Annotated in this window: 16 protein-coding genes and 1 riboswitch; of the genes, 11 read left to right on the top strand and 5 right to left on the bottom strand. The window is 73.6% G+C overall.

Features of this window, described 5'->3' with window-relative positions:
* Nucleotides 1-65: 65 nt before the first annotated feature.
* Nucleotides 66-1,124, top strand: a complete 1,059-nt coding sequence (locus ABZ463_RS00860; protein ID WP_362771749.1) for an enoyl-CoA hydratase/isomerase family protein — start codon at nucleotides 66-68, stop codon at nucleotides 1,122-1,124.
* Nucleotides 1,125-1,131: 7 nt separating this feature from the next.
* On the opposite strand, the gene ABZ463_RS00855 is transcribed toward ABZ463_RS00860, so the two are convergent.
* Entirely contained in the window at nucleotides 1,132-1,917 is a 786-nt protein-coding gene (locus ABZ463_RS00855) for a (2Fe-2S)-binding protein (protein WP_362771747.1), read from the bottom strand.
* A gap of 63 nt (nucleotides 1,918-1,980) precedes the next feature.
* Nucleotides 1,981-2,081, bottom strand: a riboswitch (cobalamin riboswitch).
* 125 nt (nucleotides 2,082-2,206) lie between these two features.
* Here ABZ463_RS00855 and cobF point away from each other — a divergent pair.
* The 6 genes from cobF (at nucleotide 2,207) to ABZ463_RS00825 (ending at nucleotide 7,238) form a co-directional block, all read left to right on the top strand.
* A complete protein-coding gene (cobF, locus tag ABZ463_RS00850; RefSeq protein ID WP_362771745.1) occupies nucleotides 2,207-2,971 on the top strand; it encodes a precorrin-6A synthase (deacetylating) in 765 nt (254 codons plus the stop codon).
* Between the two features lie 638 nt (nucleotides 2,972-3,609).
* A complete protein-coding gene (crcB, locus tag ABZ463_RS00845; RefSeq protein ID WP_352009214.1) occupies nucleotides 3,610-4,119 on the top strand; it encodes a fluoride efflux transporter CrcB in 510 nt (169 codons plus the stop codon).
* The gene (locus ABZ463_RS00840; RefSeq protein ID WP_352009213.1) at nucleotides 4,116-4,460 is read left to right on the top strand and encodes a DUF190 domain-containing protein; all 345 of its coding nucleotides are present in this window, start codon (nucleotides 4,116-4,118) and stop codon (nucleotides 4,458-4,460) included. Before crcB (ABZ463_RS00845) ends, ABZ463_RS00840 begins: the two co-directional genes overlap by 4 nt.
* Before the next feature lie 37 nt (nucleotides 4,461-4,497).
* Entirely contained in the window at nucleotides 4,498-4,872 is a 375-nt protein-coding gene (crcB, locus tag ABZ463_RS00835) for a fluoride efflux transporter CrcB (protein WP_352009212.1), read from the top strand.
* A 225-nt stretch (nucleotides 4,873-5,097) separates the two neighbouring features.
* Entirely contained in the window at nucleotides 5,098-5,328 is a 231-nt protein-coding gene (locus ABZ463_RS00830) for a hypothetical protein (RefSeq protein WP_352009211.1), read from the top strand.
* Nucleotides 5,329-5,783: 455 nt separating this feature from the next.
* Nucleotides 5,784-7,238: a dienelactone hydrolase family protein gene (locus tag ABZ463_RS00825; RefSeq protein WP_362771742.1), complete on the top strand. Its 1,455-nt coding sequence runs from the start codon at nucleotides 5,784-5,786 to the stop codon at nucleotides 7,236-7,238.
* 39 nt (nucleotides 7,239-7,277) lie between these two features.
* On the opposite strand, the gene ABZ463_RS00820 is transcribed toward ABZ463_RS00825, so the two are convergent.
* On the bottom strand, nucleotides 7,278-7,907 hold the full coding sequence (locus ABZ463_RS00820; protein ID WP_362771740.1) for a CoA transferase subunit B: 630 nt from the start codon (nucleotides 7,905-7,907) through the stop codon (nucleotides 7,278-7,280).
* Between the two features lie 16 nt (nucleotides 7,908-7,923).
* Nucleotides 7,924-8,673, bottom strand: a complete 750-nt coding sequence (locus tag ABZ463_RS00815; protein ID WP_352009208.1) for a CoA transferase subunit A — start codon at nucleotides 8,671-8,673, stop codon at nucleotides 7,924-7,926.
* A gap of 131 nt (nucleotides 8,674-8,804) precedes the next feature.
* On the opposite strand from ABZ463_RS00815, the gene ABZ463_RS00810 reads away from it, so the two are divergent.
* Nucleotides 8,805-10,283 (top strand): IclR family transcriptional regulator C-terminal domain-containing protein, encoded by a 1,479-nt coding sequence (locus ABZ463_RS00810; RefSeq protein ID WP_362771737.1) that lies wholly within the window; start codon nucleotides 8,805-8,807, stop codon nucleotides 10,281-10,283.
* 10 nt (nucleotides 10,284-10,293) lie between these two features.
* On the opposite strand, the gene ABZ463_RS00805 is transcribed toward ABZ463_RS00810, so the two are convergent.
* Both ABZ463_RS00805 and ABZ463_RS00800 read right to left on the bottom strand, forming a co-directional pair.
* A complete protein-coding gene (locus ABZ463_RS00805; protein ID WP_352009206.1) occupies nucleotides 10,294-10,965 on the bottom strand; it encodes a response regulator transcription factor in 672 nt (223 codons plus the stop codon).
* Nucleotides 10,962-12,143 carry a histidine kinase gene (locus ABZ463_RS00800; protein WP_362771735.1) on the bottom strand — a complete coding sequence of 394 codons (1,182 nt, stop codon included), beginning with the start codon at nucleotides 12,141-12,143 and terminating at the stop codon, nucleotides 10,962-10,964. The genes ABZ463_RS00805 and ABZ463_RS00800 overlap by 4 nt, the downstream gene beginning before the upstream one ends.
* Before the next feature lie 173 nt (nucleotides 12,144-12,316).
* On the opposite strand from ABZ463_RS00800, the gene ABZ463_RS00795 reads away from it, so the two are divergent.
* From ABZ463_RS00795 to ABZ463_RS00785, 3 genes are all read left to right on the top strand, one after another.
* Nucleotides 12,317-13,582, top strand: a complete 1,266-nt coding sequence (locus ABZ463_RS00795) for a lipase (protein ID WP_362771733.1) — start codon at nucleotides 12,317-12,319, stop codon at nucleotides 13,580-13,582.
* Between the two features lie 226 nt (nucleotides 13,583-13,808).
* Nucleotides 13,809-15,059, top strand: a complete 1,251-nt coding sequence (locus ABZ463_RS00790) for a sensor domain-containing protein (protein ID WP_362771731.1) — start codon at nucleotides 13,809-13,811, stop codon at nucleotides 15,057-15,059.
* Nucleotides 15,047-15,700 carry a response regulator transcription factor gene (locus tag ABZ463_RS00785; RefSeq protein ID WP_352009202.1) on the top strand — a complete coding sequence of 218 codons (654 nt, stop codon included), beginning with the start codon at nucleotides 15,047-15,049 and terminating at the stop codon, nucleotides 15,698-15,700. Before ABZ463_RS00790 ends, ABZ463_RS00785 begins: the two co-directional genes overlap by 13 nt.

Below are 15,700 nucleotides of genomic sequence, written 5' to 3'. Positions count from 1 at the left end.
CTACATTGAGGAGCGAACGAGATCATGCGCGTCGTCGTCACCCGCGGGCTCGTGGGGGCCGCCTGATGAACCTCCAGCCGGACGCCGAGGTCGTGACCCTGGTCACCGGACGCCTCGGGCAGATCATCCTCAACCGGCCCCGCGCCCTGAACGCCCTGAACCACGACATGATCCGCCGGATCGACACCGCCCTGCGGGCCTGGGCCTGCGACGACTCCGTCTCCGCCGTGCTCATCAGGGGGACGGGCGAGCGCGGCCTGTGCGCCGGGGGCGACATCCGCGCCATCCACGAGGACGTCAGGACCGGGGGCGGGGCCTCACCGGCGTTCTGGCGGGACGAGTACCGCCTCAACGCCCTCATCGCCCGGTACGGCAAGCCGTACGTGGCCCTGATGGACGGCATCGTCATGGGCGGCGGGGTGGGCGTCTCCGCGCACGGCGGTGTGCGGATCGTCACCGAACGCACCGCCCTGGCCATGCCGGAGACCACGATCGGCTTCCTGACCGACGTGGGAGGCACCTACCTGCTGTCGCGGGCGCCCGGCGAGCTCGGCACCCACATGGCGCTGACCTCGGCGGCGATCGGGGCGGGCGACGCCGTCGCCTGCGGGCTCGCCGACCACTTCGTCCCCTCGGCGGATCTCGGCGCCCTCACCGCCGAACTGGCCTCGGGGGACGTGGCGGGGGTCGTCGCCGCCTTCGCCCGCCCGGTGCCGCCCGGGAAGCTGACCGGCGAACGCGGATGGATCGACGCCTGCTACTCCGCCGAAACGGTCGAGGAGATCGTGGAGCGGCTGCTCGGCGACGGCGCCGAGGAGGCGAAGCGGGCGGCGGAACTGGTCTCGGCCAGGTCGCCGACCGCGCTGAAGGTCACCCTGCGCGCCCTGCGCCTGGCCCGGGGGCTCGGCTCCCTTGAGGAGGCGCTCGACCAGGAGTACCGCGTCGCCTGCGCGATGCCGTCCGCGCCCGACCTGGTCGAGGGCATCCGCGCCCAGGTGATCGACAAGGACCGCTCCCCCCGCTGGTCCCCCGCCCGTCTCGAAGAGGTGAGCGAGCGGGACGTGGACCGCTTCTTCGCACCCCTGGGCGAACACGAGCTCGGGCTGTCCGCGGGGCCGGGGTGACGGCCGTTCAGGCGCGTCCCTCCCGGTCTCCCGTACGGCTTCTCGCGCGGCCGGCGAGCAGGACACAGTCGCCGCACTTGCCGCCGCCGGGCAGCCGGTAGTACAGGCAGCAGCTGCGCCGGGTGAAGACCGGCCGCCCGGGGACGGGTTCATCCAGCTCACCGGTGTCGCGCAGCAGCCCCGTCCCCAGCAGCTCCCGGCCGAGCGCGACGGCCCTCGTGGCCAGGTCGGGGCGCCGGCCCGCGAGGACGCACACGGCTCCCGCCAGGGCCGAGGCGGCGTTGCCCCACAGCAGGCCCGGCGCGATCCCGACGACCTCCCGTACGGCCAGCGCCAGCGGTTCGAGCAGCCCGGTCACCACGCCGCGGTACATCGGCCCGGCCGCCTCGACGGGGCCGGGCACACGCCGCCCCGCGGGCCGTACGGCGCGCAGCGGCAGCGGCCCGGCGGGGGCCGGGTACCAGTGCAGCCGGGCGGGGGCCAGGTCGAGGAGGAGGTCGTGGGCGGCCACGGCCCCGACGACCGGCGACCACAGGCGGGCCGCGAGCCCCTGGAACTGGATGGAGGCCGCCACCCGCGGCTGGTCGGTGCCCAGGCGCACGGCGACCTCGGCGACGCGCCGTTCCAGCAGGGCGCGGTCGGTGAGCAGGTCGGTGAGCGGCCGCCAGCCCGGCTCCGCCTCGCCCTCGTCGAGCTCGAAGTAGCCGCCGACCGAGGACACCTCGGCCATCGCCGCAGAGACGGCCTCCGGGGCGGCGGGCGCGATCACGGGGGCGCGCCGGACGGGGGACATGACGAATCACCGATCCTCTCCCGGGGAGGTCCGCCCCGGCCTGGCCTGAGGAGGCGACCGCGTGAGTCTCCGGCTCCCGGCGAGACTCGTCGTGAGCCATCCGCCCACGACCGGCTCGCCGGTCACGGTGGCGGGACCGCGCCGGACTCGCACCGGCTTCCTCTGACCGCCGTCGCCCGCGGCGGCATCATCTCACAGGGGACGGAGACTTCTCTGTGCTCCGGGTGCCGACCTCCGGCGGACCGGCCCGGCGGGACCCGCCCACGGCGGGGAGGGCAGACTCTTCCCCGTGAAGCGAATCCTCATCGTCGGCATCGGCGCGGGCGACCCCGACCATCTCACCCTCCAGGCGGTCAAGGCCATCGGCCGGGCCGACGCCTTCCTGCTGGTGGACAAGGGAGAGGTCAAACACGACCTGGCCGATCTGCGCCGGGACATGATCGAGGCGCACGGGCGGCGGCCGTACCGGGTGGTGCAGGCCCAGGACCCGGAGCGGGACAGGACCACCCCCGCCTACGCCTCGGCCGTCGAGACGTGGCGTTCGCGGCGCGCCGACCTGTACGAGGCGTTCGTCCGCGACGAACTCGGCGAGGACGAGACCGGGGCGATCCTCGTCTGGGGCGACCCCGGCCTCTACGACAGCACGCTCGCCGGGATCGAGGAGGTCGCCGGGCGGGGGACGGTCGTCTTCGACCACGAGGTCGTCCCGGGCATCACCAGCGTCTCCGCGCTGACCGCCCGGCACCGTACCAACCTGAACCGGGTCGGCCGCCCGGTGCACATCACCACCGGCCGCCGCCTGGCACAGGAGGGGCCGACGGCCGACGACGTCCTCGTCATGCTCGACGCGCACTGCGCCTTCGCCGACCTGGGGGACCGGGCGGAGGAGTTCCACATCTACTGGGGCGCCTACCTGGGCACCCCGGACGAGATCCTGGTCTCCGGGCCGGTGACCGAGGTGGCGGGGCGCATCCGCGACCTGCGCGCGCAGGCCCGGGAGCGCAAGGGCTGGATCATGGACACCTACCTGCTCAGGCGCCTGCCCCCGGCGTGAGGCTCAGCTCCCTGCCGCCCGCCCCGTGCCCGTACGGCCCGCGCGCCACTCGTGGGCCGGCAGCCAGATGAGGGAGCAGCCGCCCATGACGCCGGTCAGCACGCCCACGGGCAGCCGGGTCGGGGCGAGCAGGCCCTGGGCGGCCAGGCAAACGGGCCAGTGGTATGAACCAGGTCACAGGCCGCCACCTTGACAGGGCGCGCCGAAATCCAAAAACTGAGCTTAGGCTTACCTAAGTTACCTGAAGCTCGCCGCCGCCCGGACGTGGGCCCCGGGCGCGGCGTCCGCCGCATCGTGGTCTCGACGCTACGGGAGACCACGATGCGGCCGGGGCCCTGGCATACCGGCCCCGAGGAGCGTTCGCCTCCCGGACGAGAGGCAGGACCGGGCCCGGGTACGGCGGGCCGACCGCCGCCGACCGGAGACACCCCGGTTCGGGGCGGGGGGCGGCCAAGGGGCGATCCGGGGCGGGCTAGGCTGTGGGGGAACCCTCGCGCAGGCTCGCCGAGCCCGCCCGGGGCGTCTCGCGGCGGTGGGGCCCGCCGTACCCGAACCGCGGCACGCGCGCCGCCAACGGTCCCTGCTCGTGACAGCTCGCGCCCTGGAACCCGGGGCGCACGCCACGTGTGGGGAGGATCATGCGCCCGGATGAGGTGGGGCCCGCAACGGTGACCGAGCCCGTCGACCCAGACGTCGATCTCGCCGACGTACGGCGCCGCCGCCAGGCACGCCGCTCGCAGCTGCGCGTGCTCGCCGCGGTCGCCGCCGGAGGCTCGATCGGCGCGGCGGCCCGTTACGGGGCGTCTCTGCTGTGGCCGACCCCGCCTGCGGCCTTCCCGTGGACCACGCTGGGCGTCAACGCCCTCGGCTGCCTGGTGATCGGCGTCTTCCTCGTGACGCTGACCGAGGCCTGGACCGCCCCCGTCTGGGTGCGGCCGTTCTTCGCGACCGGCGTGCTCGGCGGGTTCACCACTTTCTCCACCTACTGCGTGGACATCGAACGCCTGGTCGCAGCCGGACGGCCCGGCCCGGCGCTGACCTACATGGCCGTCACGGTCGTGGCCGCCATGGCCTCGGTCACGGCCGGAGCGTGGATCACCCGCCTGATCCTGGCGGCGGTGAGACGGAAGGCAGGGAGAACACGATGATCATGTCTGGGCGAGGGCTGAGACTGACCGTCTTCCTCGACGACACCGACACCTGGCACCACCGTCCGATGTACACCGAGATCGTGCACCGCGCCCACGCCGCCGGGCTGGCCGGGGCGTCGGTCTTCCACGGCCTTGAGGGCTTCGGCGCCACACAGGTCGTGCACACCACCCGGCTGCTGTCGATGGCCGACGACCTGCCGGTCGCCGTGGTGATCATCGACACCGAGGAGGCCGTCCGCGCCTTCCTGCCCCAGCTCGACGACCTGCTCATCGAGGGCGTGGCCGTGCTCGACCAGGTCGAGATCGTCCACCATCGCGGCGGGCGAGCAGAACGGTGAGAGGCACGGTGGGAGACATGGTGCGGAGGGGGGCACGGTGAACTGGCTGCTGGTGCTGGCCGGCGCCGCCGTCGGCGCGCCGCTGCGTTATCTGACCGACCGGACGGTCCAGGCCCGGCACGACACGGTCTTCCCGTGGGGGACCTTCACCGTCAACGTGTCCGGCTCCCTCGTCCTCGGCCTGCTGGCCGGGGCCGCGCTGTCCGGCGCGGTGGGCACGGAGATCCAGTTGCTGGTGGGGACCGGGTTCTGCGGGGCGCTGACCACCTACTCGACGTTCTCCTACGAGACGTTGCAGCTGGCCGAGAACGGCGCGCGTTTCTACGCGGTGGTCAACGTCGTCGCCTCGGTGGTCGCGGGTCTCGGCGCCGTTTTCGTCGGCATGACCCTAGCCCGGGTCCTCTTCGCCTGACGCCGGGGCCTCTCATCGCCCCTCAAACCGGCCTCCACGGACGGATCCCCCGGCGGAGACGCCTCTGCCGTGCCACGCGTCCGCCCCGCGCGGTCCGGCCGCGGGTAAAGAAAGAGGCCTTCTTCCTTGATTGAGGAAGAACGACCCTTTTTCTCACCGTTACCTCTGTGAGCTGCGGATATGACGCGGCGTATACGCAAGGTTCCGACTTTTGGGGTAGTTCATATGTTCGCGGTGCTCGTCGCGGTACTCGCGGGAGCCTTCATCTCGGTCCTGCTGGTCGTGGTCGTCCTGTCGGCGACCAGGGGCAGCCGGGCCAGGCGTCCGCAGCGGCCCGTCTCCACAGGACCTCACCGGCATGTGAACCGTGTCCTCTCCCCACTCGGTCTCGCCTCCCTCCTGCAACGCGGCCACCGGCGCTCAAGGACCCGCGCGGCCGGACCCGGCGCGGGATGACGGCTGTGTCTCTTTGCTCCGCCTGACGGCGTCGCGGACTGTGTCTCCTTGCTCCGCCTGACGGCGTCGCGGGGCTTGGGCACCTCCGGGTCGGTGCTTTCCCTCGTCACTGTGTCTCCTTGCTCCGCCTGACGGCGTCGCGGGCTTGGGCACCTCCGAGTCGGCGCTTTCCCTCGTCACTGCGTCGCTGCGCTCCTGCGTTCCTCAGTCCAAGCACCGACGGCGCCCAAGCCGACACTCCTCACGCTGAGGGCCGGTAGGGCATCGATCGCCGCCTTCTCCGTCAGCGGTGTGTGACCAACCGGTTGGCGGTGGTGCGATGCCGGCTGGGCGGCCGTTCGTCCGGTGCTTGAGACCGTGGTCGCACGGGCGAGGCGCCGGGTGCGACTCCGGTCGCACGTTATGGAGCCTTGGGGTCGATGTGGCGCCGTGTGCCCTGCTCTGAGAATGGCCGGGTGACCGAGATCATCGCGGGGCTGTACGTGTCCCCGCTGGAACTTCTTTCCCTGCTGGGCGCCCTCGCGCTGGTGGTGGCGCGCTGGCTTGCCCCGCCCGCCCGCCCGTACGTCACGATCACGGCGGGGACGGTCTTCGTGCTGTCCGCGATCGCGCTGGGTGTGACGGGGCTCCGCTGGCAGATGCTGCCGGTGCTGGCGGGCGCCGCCGTGGCGTTTCCGTTCGCCCTCGCTCCCCTGCTGGGACGCCGTACCGGCCGGTCGGCGTGGCGGGCCCGGTGGTGGCTGGCGTTGCCGGGGTCGGCGGTCTGCGCCTGCCTGATCGCCGGGGGTCCGGTGGCCGCCTGGGCCTTCCCCGTGCCCGTGTTCCCCGAGCCGTCAGGCCGTTTCGCGGTCGGCACCCGGGTGGCGCAGTGGACCGACCCGCACCGATCCGAGAGCTTCACCGCCGATCCGGACGACCGGCGCACGGTCGTGGTCCAGCTCTGGTATCCCGCGCGGAGGAGCCCCGCGGGCGCGCGGCGGGCCCAGTACCTCGGACGCACCGAGCAGGAGGCACGTGTCGTCTCCGGCACCCTCGCCCGCCAGGTCGGCCTGCCCGGCTTCCTGATCGACGGCGTCCCGCGTGCCCGCTCCCGTTCCGTCTTCGACGCCCCGGTGGCCGGGGGGAGCGAACGGTTCCCGGTCGTGCTGTTCTCTCCCGGGTCGGGCGGGGTGCGCACCCAGAACACCGCCTGGGCCGAGGAACTGGCCAGCCACGGCTACGTGGTCGCCACCCTCGACCACCCGTACGACTCCGCCGCCGTCGTCCTCGCCGACGGCCGGACGATTCACGCCAGGACCGCCTCCACCGGAGACCGGGACAAGGACGACAGGCTGGCGGTCGGCTGGACGGCCGTCCGGGCCTCCGACCTCGGCTTCATCCTCACACAGCTGGAGCGACTGGATCGAGGCGAGATCACCGACCCGCTGGCCGGACGCCTGGACACCGGCCGGGTCGCGGTCACCGGCCACTCCATGGGTGGTGCCGCCGCCCTGCAGGCCGCCCGGCAGGACAGCCGGTTCGACGCCGTCATCGACCTGGACGGCTACCCCCACGGCCCCGCCTCCCCCGTCCTCAACCAGCCGGCGCTCGCGCTGACCCAGGCCGTGACCCCGGGAACCGACCCGCGTTACATCCCCCGCCTCACCGAGGCCCTCAAGTCCGGCACCGCGACGAACTACCGGCTCACCGTTCCCGGCGCCGCGCACCTCACCTTCATGGACGGTCCCCTGTACCTGCCGCCTGTGCCGTCGATCGTCGGTTCCCTGGGCCGTGCCGAGAGCCCGCGCGTCGTCGCCGCGGCCACCCTCGCCTTCCTGGACGCCACCCTGCGGCACGAACCCGGTGACCTGGCCCGCGACCTGTCGGCCTACGGCGACCTCAGCGTCCACCGCCCGGGTGACGGCACCTGACCGGCGGCGGAACGCACCTCGTCCTCGTCCTCCGGACGATCAGATCAGGACGTCCGCGTCCGTACGGCTTCGCAGTTCTTCGACGCTCACGCCGGGGGCGGTCTCGACGAGCCTCAGGCCTTCGGGGGTGACGTCGAGGACGCCGAGGTCGGTGATGATCCGGTTGACGCACGCCCTGCCGGTGAGCGGCAGCGAGCACCGCCGTACGAGCTTCGGGGAACCGTCCTTGGCGGTGTGGTCCGTGATCACGATGACCTTGCGGACGCCGTGAACCAGGTCCATCGCCCCGCCCATGCCCTTGACCAGCCTGCCGGGGACCATCCAGTTGGCCAGGTCGCCGCCTTCGGAGACCTGCATCGCCCCCAGCACCGCCACGTCGATGTGACCGCCGCGGATCATGCCGAACGACAGCGCGGAGTCGAAGAACGACGCGCCCTGCCGTACGGTGACCGTCTCCTTGCCCGCGTTGATCAGGTCCGGGTCCACCTCGTCCTCGGCGGGGTAGGGGCCGACGCCCAGGATGCCGTTCTCCGAGTGCAGGACGACCTCGACGTCCGGCGGCAGGAAGGAGGGGATGCGGGTGGGCAGGCCGATGCCGAGGTTGACGTGGTCGCCGTCGCGCAGTTCGGCCGCCGCCCGCGCGACCATCTCGTCACGGCTCCAGCTCATCGGGACTCCTCGAAGGTCATGACGTGGTCCGCTTCTCGATGGCCTTGTCCGCCGCCTGCTCGGGGGTGAGCACCAGCACGCGCTGGACGAACACGCCCGGCAGGTGGACCTCGTCGGGGTCGAGCTCGGTCAGCTCCTCGACCTCGGCGACGGTGACACGCCCGGCCATCGCGGCCAGCGGGTTGAAGTTCCTGGCGGCCTTGCTGAAGACCAGGTTGCCGTGCCTGTCCCCCTTCGCCGCCCTGACCAGCGCGAAGTCGGTGGTGATGCCGCGTTCGAGCACGTATGACCTGCCGTCGAACTCGCGGACCTCCTTGGGCGGCGAGGCGACGGCGACCGAGCCGTCGGGGGCGTGGCGCAGCGGCAGGCCGCCGTCCGCGACCGGGGTGCCGACACCCGCCGGGGTGTAGAAGGCCGGGATGCCGCTGCCGCCCGCGCGCAGCCGTTCGGCCAGGCTGCCCTGCGGGGTCAGTTCGACCTCGATGTCACCGGCGAGGTACTGCCGGGCGAACTCCTTGTTCTCGCCGATGTAGGAGGCGGTCACCCGGGCGATGCGCCGGGCGGCCAGCAGGAGGCCGAGGCCGCCGCCGTCCACCCCGCAGTTGTTCGACACCACGGAGACGCCGGTCACCCCGGTCTCGTAGAGGGCCTGGATCAGCACGTTCGGGATGCCGCTGAGGCCGAAGCCGCCGACCGCGAACGACGCCCCGTCGCCGACCCCGGCCAGCGCGTCCGCCGCCGTGGCGACCACCTTGTCTCTCCGCACGTGTGTTCCACCCGCCCGAGATGTTCGTTGAGTGAACTTTAGTTCACTATTGTTGTGTCGAGTATGCGGTCCGGAGTAGTTCCTGTCAAAGTGCCTGCGACGGACGAGAAGGGACCGAGAAGGGACACCGAATGGAACCGGCCGGAACCCTGGAGCGGGGGCTGGGCGTGCTGCGCGCGCTCACCACCGAGCCGTGGCGGCGGACACGCGCGACCGACCTGGTCCGCGCCACCGGCCTGGCCAGGTCGACGGTCGACCGTGTCCTGGCGACCCTCGTCCACCTGGGCTACCTCAGGGCGGAGGAGCGCGAGGTGCTGCTCGCCCCGCGCCTGATGGAGCTGGGTGAGGCCTACCTCGTCTGCGCGGGCCTGCGTGAGGTCCTCGCCCCGCACGCCGAACGGCTCGCCGCCGAGCTGGACGAGTCGGTCTCGCTGGCCGTGCCCGACGGGGACGGGGTGCGTTTCTTCGGGCAGTTCACCCGGCGGCGCGCCGTCTCGGTCGCCTTCCGGGTCGGGGACCTGCTGCCCGCGGACCGCTGCGCGGCGGGCCTGGCCCTCCTCGACGACCAGGGCACGCCGTGGGCCGAGGACGACCAGCTCGTCGAACCCGGTCTGATCGCGGTCGCGGTCCCCGTCAGGGACGCCGCGGGTCAGGCGCTCTGCGCGCTGAGCGTGGTCAGCCACACCAGCAGGCACACCATGGCCGGGCTGCGCGCCCACGCGGTGGCCAGGCTGCGTGAGACGGCCGCCCGGATGGAGGCCGCGCTGGCCGCCGTCCCGCCGCCCGCCCGTCCCGTGCCGCCTCCCCCCGCCGTGGACGTCTCGCGCCCGGCGAAGGAGGCGCTGGGGGCGGCCTACCTGCAGTCACTCGCCCGTGGCCTGGCCGTGCTCGTGGCGCTCGGCACGGTCCCCGGCGGGCTGTCCCCCGCCGACGTCGCCAGGGTGACCGCTCTGCCGAGGGCCACCGTGGGACGGGCGTTGCAGACCTTGGAGCGGCTGGGATACGCCCGCACCGAGGGCTCCCGCTCCGTCCTGCTGCCCCGGGTCCTGGAGCTCGGATACGCCCACCTCTCGGGACTCTCCTTCGGCGAGATCGTCCAGCCGCACCTGGCGGACCTGGCGGCCAGGATCCACGAGTCGACATCGGTCGCGGTGCTCGACGGCGACGACGTCGTCTACGTGGCCCGGGTGCCCACGACGAAGATCATGCGGGTGGACATCGTCGTCGGCACCCGCTTCCCCGCGTACGCCACGTCGATGGGCAGGGTGCTCCTGGCGGACCTGCCTCAGGAGCGGCTGGCCTCGATCGCCCTGCGCCCGCTGACCCGGGACACGGTCACCTCCCCGGCCGAGTTCGCGTCCGCCGTACGGCGCGCGGCCGTTGACGGCTACGCCGTGGTCGACCAGGAGCTCGAGGAGGGGGTGCGGTCCATCGCCGTCCCGGTGCGCGGCCGGGACGGCCGGGTCGTCGCCGCCGTCAACGTCGCCACCCACGTCGACCGCGCCACCTCTGCCGCCCTGGTCGAGAAGGTCCTGCCCGCGCTCGTCGAGACCGCGGCCAGGATGTCGGCCGACCTGGCCTGCGCCCGGGTGACGCCGCCGCAGCGCTGACCGGTGGCCGTCAGTCGTGGAGGGTCGTGGGGCGCACGACGCCGCTCTCGTAGGCGAAGACCACGACCTGGGCGCGGCTGCGCAGCCCGAGTTTCAGCAGAACGTGGCTGAGGTGCGTCTTCACGGTGGCCTCGGCCAGGTTCAGCGCCACGGCGGCCTCGGCGTTGGACAGTCCGCGCGCCACCTGGACCAGCACCTCGTACTCGCGGGAGGTCAGCCGCGCGAGCCGCTCGTCGCGTTCGGACACGGACGGTGTGAGCTGGGGGGCGAACCTCTCAAGCAGGCGGCGGGTGACCCTCGGGGACAGCGCGGCCTCCCCCGCCGCCACGTCGCGGATCGCGCCGAGCAGCTCGGCGGGCCGGGTGTTCTTCGGCAGGAAGCCGACCGCCCCTGCCTTCAGTCCGGCGAAGGCGTACTCGTCCAGGTCGAAGGTGGTCAGGATGAGCACACGTGAGCGTGGGCAGTCCCTGACGATCCTCCGGGTGGCCTCGATCCCGTCGAGACCGGGCATGCGAACGTCCATCAGCACCACGTCGGGGCGCAGCCGCCGGGTCATCCTGACGGCCTCCTCGCCCTCGCCCGCCTCCCCGGCCACCTCCATGTCCGGCTCGGCCTCGAACACCATCCGGAAGGCCATCCGCAGCAGTGACTCGTCGTCGGCGATCAGCAACCGGATCGTCACGGTCCTCTCTCCCCTGTCAGGTTCAGGTCGGCCGCCACCCGCCAGCCGCCGCCGGGCACCGGTCCCGCGTGCAGGGTCCCGTCGTAGGCGGCGACCCGTTCGCGCATCCCGGTCAGGCCCCGCCCCGGCGTCCCGTCCGCCGCCCGTCCGGGGCGGCCGTCGTCGACGATCTCCACCTCGGCGCGCCGAGGCGTCAGCCGGACGCGGACCTCCGCCGTCGCGCCCGGCGCGTGCCTGAGCGTGTTCGTCAGCGCCTCCTGGGTCAGCCGGTAGACGGTGAGCTGGGCGGCGGCGGGGATCGTCCCGGGGTCTCCGGCGACCCGCAGGCTGGTCGGCAGCCCGGCCGCGCGCATCCGGTCGGCCAGGGGACCCAGCTGGTCGATCCCGGGCGCCGGGTGGCGCGAGGCGTCCGCCCGCTCGGCGGGGCCGGCGCCGAATTCGCCCGCACCGGGTTCGTCGGCGCCGAGAGAGCGGCGCATGTCCTCAAGCGCCTGCCTTCCGATGCCGGCGATCCGCTCCATCGCATCGGCCGCCCGCTCCGGCGCGCGGTGCCGTACGTGGGCGGCGCCGTCGGCCAGGGCCACCATGACCGACAGGTTGTGGGTGACGATGTCGTGCATGTCGCGGGTCATCCTGGCGCGTTCCTCGGCGACCGCGAGCCTGGCCCGCTGTTCACGGTCGTGTTCCAGCGAGGCGACGTACGCCCGCCGGGCCCGCGCCCACAGACCCGTGGTGACGGCGACGGCGGCCATCGCGGTCAGCGCGGCCACCGAGAACGGGAACTGGCCCGGTGGCGCCCACCGCGCCGCGGCCAGCACCACCCCGGCCTCCAGGACGAGGGCGGCCGTGAGCGCCCACCGCCACGGACGGTGGGCGACGACCGTGTAGAGGGCGACCAGCAGTGCGACGTCGGCGGGAAGCTGCACGCCGGCGGCCCACTGGACCGCGGCGGCGGCGCCGACCGCGCAGAAGACCGTCAGCGGCGCGCGACGCCGCCACAGCAGCGGCGCCGTCAGGGCCACCTGGAGCAACAACGTCCACGGCTCTCCCCTGGACAGCACCTGGCCGGGTCCGAGCGTGACGAGAAAGATCACGGCGGCCGGCAGCGCGTCGGCGGCCAGGGACGGCCATCGGATCGGATCCGTGGGCCAGGCCACCGGGCGGTCGCCTCTTTTCATGCCGCTCACCCTACTTGTCCTGCTGGTTCTCCCCCCATCCTTCTCAGGGAGGAGCGTCCGGGCACCTCAGCCGGAAGTCGTAGGTGTGGATCAGCCGTATGCCGCTGGCCCGGGGCCGTGTCCCGCTGCCAGCCTCGTCGGCGCAGGAATCCACCACTCGTAAGGAGTCCCACATGTCCCTCGGCACGATCGCCTCGGCGGTCGCCGGTCTGGCGCTGACCGCGGTCGCCGCGGCTCCCCTCACCGCTCCTGTCTCCGCGCCCTTCTCTGCGCCCGTCGCCGCCTCCGCCGTCCCTGCCGCGCACGCCTCGGACGGTGCCCCCGTCACGATGACGCTGCCCGCGCCCGGCGGGCCGTACCCCGTCGGCACCTTCGCCGTGCGCCTGGTCGACCGGTCCCGCCCCGACCCGCTGGTCAGGTCGAAGCCCTACCGGGAGCTGATGGTCAGCCTGTGGTACCCGGCCAGGGGCACCGGCGGGAACCCGCGTACGGCCCCCCACATGGCTCCCCTGGCCGCGGCCGACTGGGACCGGCACTCCGCGCCGCCCATGGGCGTTCCGGCGGGCGCGGTGAACTGGGCCGCCACCCCGACCCACGCCCGCCCCGGCGCGCCGGTCGACCGCGGCGCGGGCAGGCTGCCCGTCGTGCTCTTCGGTTCCGGGGACGGCGGGCCGCGCACCCTCGGCACCTCCCTCGTCGAGGACCTGGCCTCCCGCGGCTATCTGGTCGTCACCGTCGACCACACCTATGAGGCCGACCAGGTGGAGTTCCCCGGCGGGCGGGTCGTGCGCGCGCTGCCGCTGCCCTCGAAGCTGACCCCGCGCGTCATCGCCAAGCTGCTCGACCGGCATTCGCGGGCCCGTCTGGCGGACATGCGGTTCGTCCTCGGCCGGATCGCCGCCCTGGGACGCGGCGACGCCCTCGGCGCGGGGGAGCCCGCGGGGCTTCGCGGCGCCCCCGACCTGTCCCGGGTCGGGGCGCTCGGCCAGTCCCTCGGCGGGTCGGTCGCGGCGCAGCTCGTCCACGACGACCCACGTGTGGACGCGGGCGTCAACCTCGACGGCGGCTACGTCGGCGGGGTCGCGGACAGCGGCGTCGCCAAGCCGTTCATGCAGCTGGCGGCCGAGGCGCACACCCGGGCGAGCGAGCCGAGCTGGAAGTCCTTCTGGGACGCCTCGACCGGCTGGAAGCGGGAGCTCCGGTTCAAGGGGGCGGCGCACGGCTCGTTCACCGACCTGCAGGCGTTGCTGCCGAAGATCGCGGAGACGGTGCCGAAGGTGCCCGTCGCCGACTTCGTCGGCACGATCGACCCGGTCCGGTCCGTCGCGGCCCAGCGGGCCTACGTCGCGGCCTTCTTCGACCTGCACCTGCGGAGGAAGGCGACCACCCTGTTCGAGGCCCCCGACGCCCGCTTCCCCGAGGTCTCCCTCATCCCCTGACCCGTCGTCCGGGGTAACCGGTCGCGATGGAGCCCCGGCCGCCGTGGCCGACTGGTTAAATCATGACATGTAGGTTCGCAAGATCCCGGTGACGGATCACCGGGCGTGGCCGAAGAGACGGGACGAGAAGGCGGACGAGGATATGACGGGCCGTGCTGGCGCCCGGTGACCCGGCGACGGCCCACCCGAGCCGTGTCCCGGCGGGCCGTGCTCCAGGAGGCCTCCCGTGACGGCCCGCCGTACGCGCCTGGAAGGCCTGCTCGCCCGGTCCCGCGCCACCGTCGACGCGCTCGATCACCTCGTCGGCGGGGTGGGGACCGGGATCCTGGCGTTGACCGCGCTGCTCTGGCTCGCCGTGGTCGCGCTGCTGTGCCTGGTCGGGGTCGGGCTGCCGATGGCGCCCGTCGCGCTGCGCGGGCTGCGCGTCGTCGCCGACCGGGAACGGGTCCGGCTGTCGCAGCGGGATCCCGAGCTGGTCGGCCCCGGGCCGCCGCCTCCGGGGCTGCGCGCCGCCCTGGCCGACCCGGGTGTCCGGGGAGAGCTGGGCTGGGTCGTCTGCCACTCGACGCTGGGGTTGCTGACCGGTGTGGTCGCCATGTCGCTGCCGCTCGCCGCGGTGCGCGACCTCACCTTCCCGCTGTGGTGGCGGCTGCTGCCGCCGGGTGAGGCGGAGGACGCGGCGTTGAACCTCTGGCGGGTCGGCGACCAGCGCAGCGCGCTGGCGGTGTGCGTGTTCGCCGTCGGCTGGACCGCGCTCTCGTTGCTGGTCATCCCGGGCCTGGAGCGGCTGCAGTCCTGGCCGGGACGGCGATTGCTGAGCGCGCCTCCCGGCGGCGACCTCGCCCTGCGGGTCGCGCACCTCACCGCGACCCGGGCCGCGGCGCTGGACGCGCACGCCGCCGAGCTGCGGCGGATCGAGCGTTCCCTGCACGACGGCGCCCAGAACCGGATCGTGGCCGTCACCGTCCTGCTCGGCGCCGCCCGCCGGGCGGTGGCCCGCGACCCCGCGAGCGCCGGGGAGATCCTCGAACGCGCCCAGGGCGCCGCCGAGCAGGCCCTGGCCGAGCTGCGCGCCGTGGTGCGCACCATCCTGCCGCCGGTCCTTGAGGACAGGAGCCTGGCCGACGCCCTGTCCGGACTCGCCGCCGCCTGCCCGGTGCCCTGTACGGTCACCGCCGACCTGCCGGGCAGGTGCGCCGCCTCGGTCGAGGCCACCGCCTACTTCGTGGTGGCCGAGGCGCTGACCAACGTCGCCAGGCACAGCGGGGCGGGCCGTGTCTCCGTCGCCCTGAGCCTGCGGCGCGACCGGCTGCTCGTCCAGATCACCGACGACGGTCACGGCGGCGCCGACGAGCGCGCCGGGTCCGGACTCGTCGGCATCCGCCGCCGGGCCGAGGCCCACGACGGGACGTTCATGATGACCAGCCCCCCGGGGGGACCGACCACGCTGAAGGTGAGCCTGCCATGCGGATCGTGATCGCCGAGGACGACCCCCTGCTGCGCGAGGGCCTCGCGCTGCTGCTGCGCGCCGAGTCGCTCGACGTGGTGGCCGCCGTGGACGGCCCGAAGGCCTTCCTCGACGCCGTCGACACCCACGAGCCGGACGTGGCCGTCGTCGACGTGCGCATGCCGCCGACCCACACCGACGAGGGCATCGTCGCCGCCGTCGAGGCCAGGCGCCGCAGGCCGGACCTGGCCGTGCTGGTGCTGTCGGCCTACGTCGAGCAGGCCTTCGCCACCGACCTGCTGATCCACGGCAGCTCCCGCCTCGGCTATCTGCTCAAGGAGCGGGTGGGGCGGGTCGAGGAGTTCATGACGGCCCTGCGCCGCGTGGCGGGCGGCGGGACGGCCATCGACCCGGAGGTGGTCGCGCAGCTGCTGTCGCACAGTCGCCCCGGCAGGCGGCTCGACCGGCTCAGCCCGCGTGAGCTGGACGTGCTGGCGCTCATGGCGGAGGGACTGGGCAACACGGCCATCGCCGAGCGGCTGGTGGTCACCGAGGGCGCGGTGCACAAGCACATCCGCAACATCTTCGCCAAGCTGGACCTGGCGCCGAGCGACCGCACCGACCGGCGGGTGGCCGCGGTGCTGCAGTATCTGGAGCGGGGGGCGCCCTGA

Origin of the sequence: Streptosporangium sp. NPDC020145 (assembly GCF_040631275.1) — a bacterium.
Taxonomy (GTDB): domain Bacteria; phylum Actinomycetota; class Actinomycetes; order Streptosporangiales; family Streptosporangiaceae; genus Streptosporangium.
The sequence above is the reverse complement of the archived record's forward strand: the minus strand, read 5'-3'. Positions and strand labels throughout refer to the sequence as shown.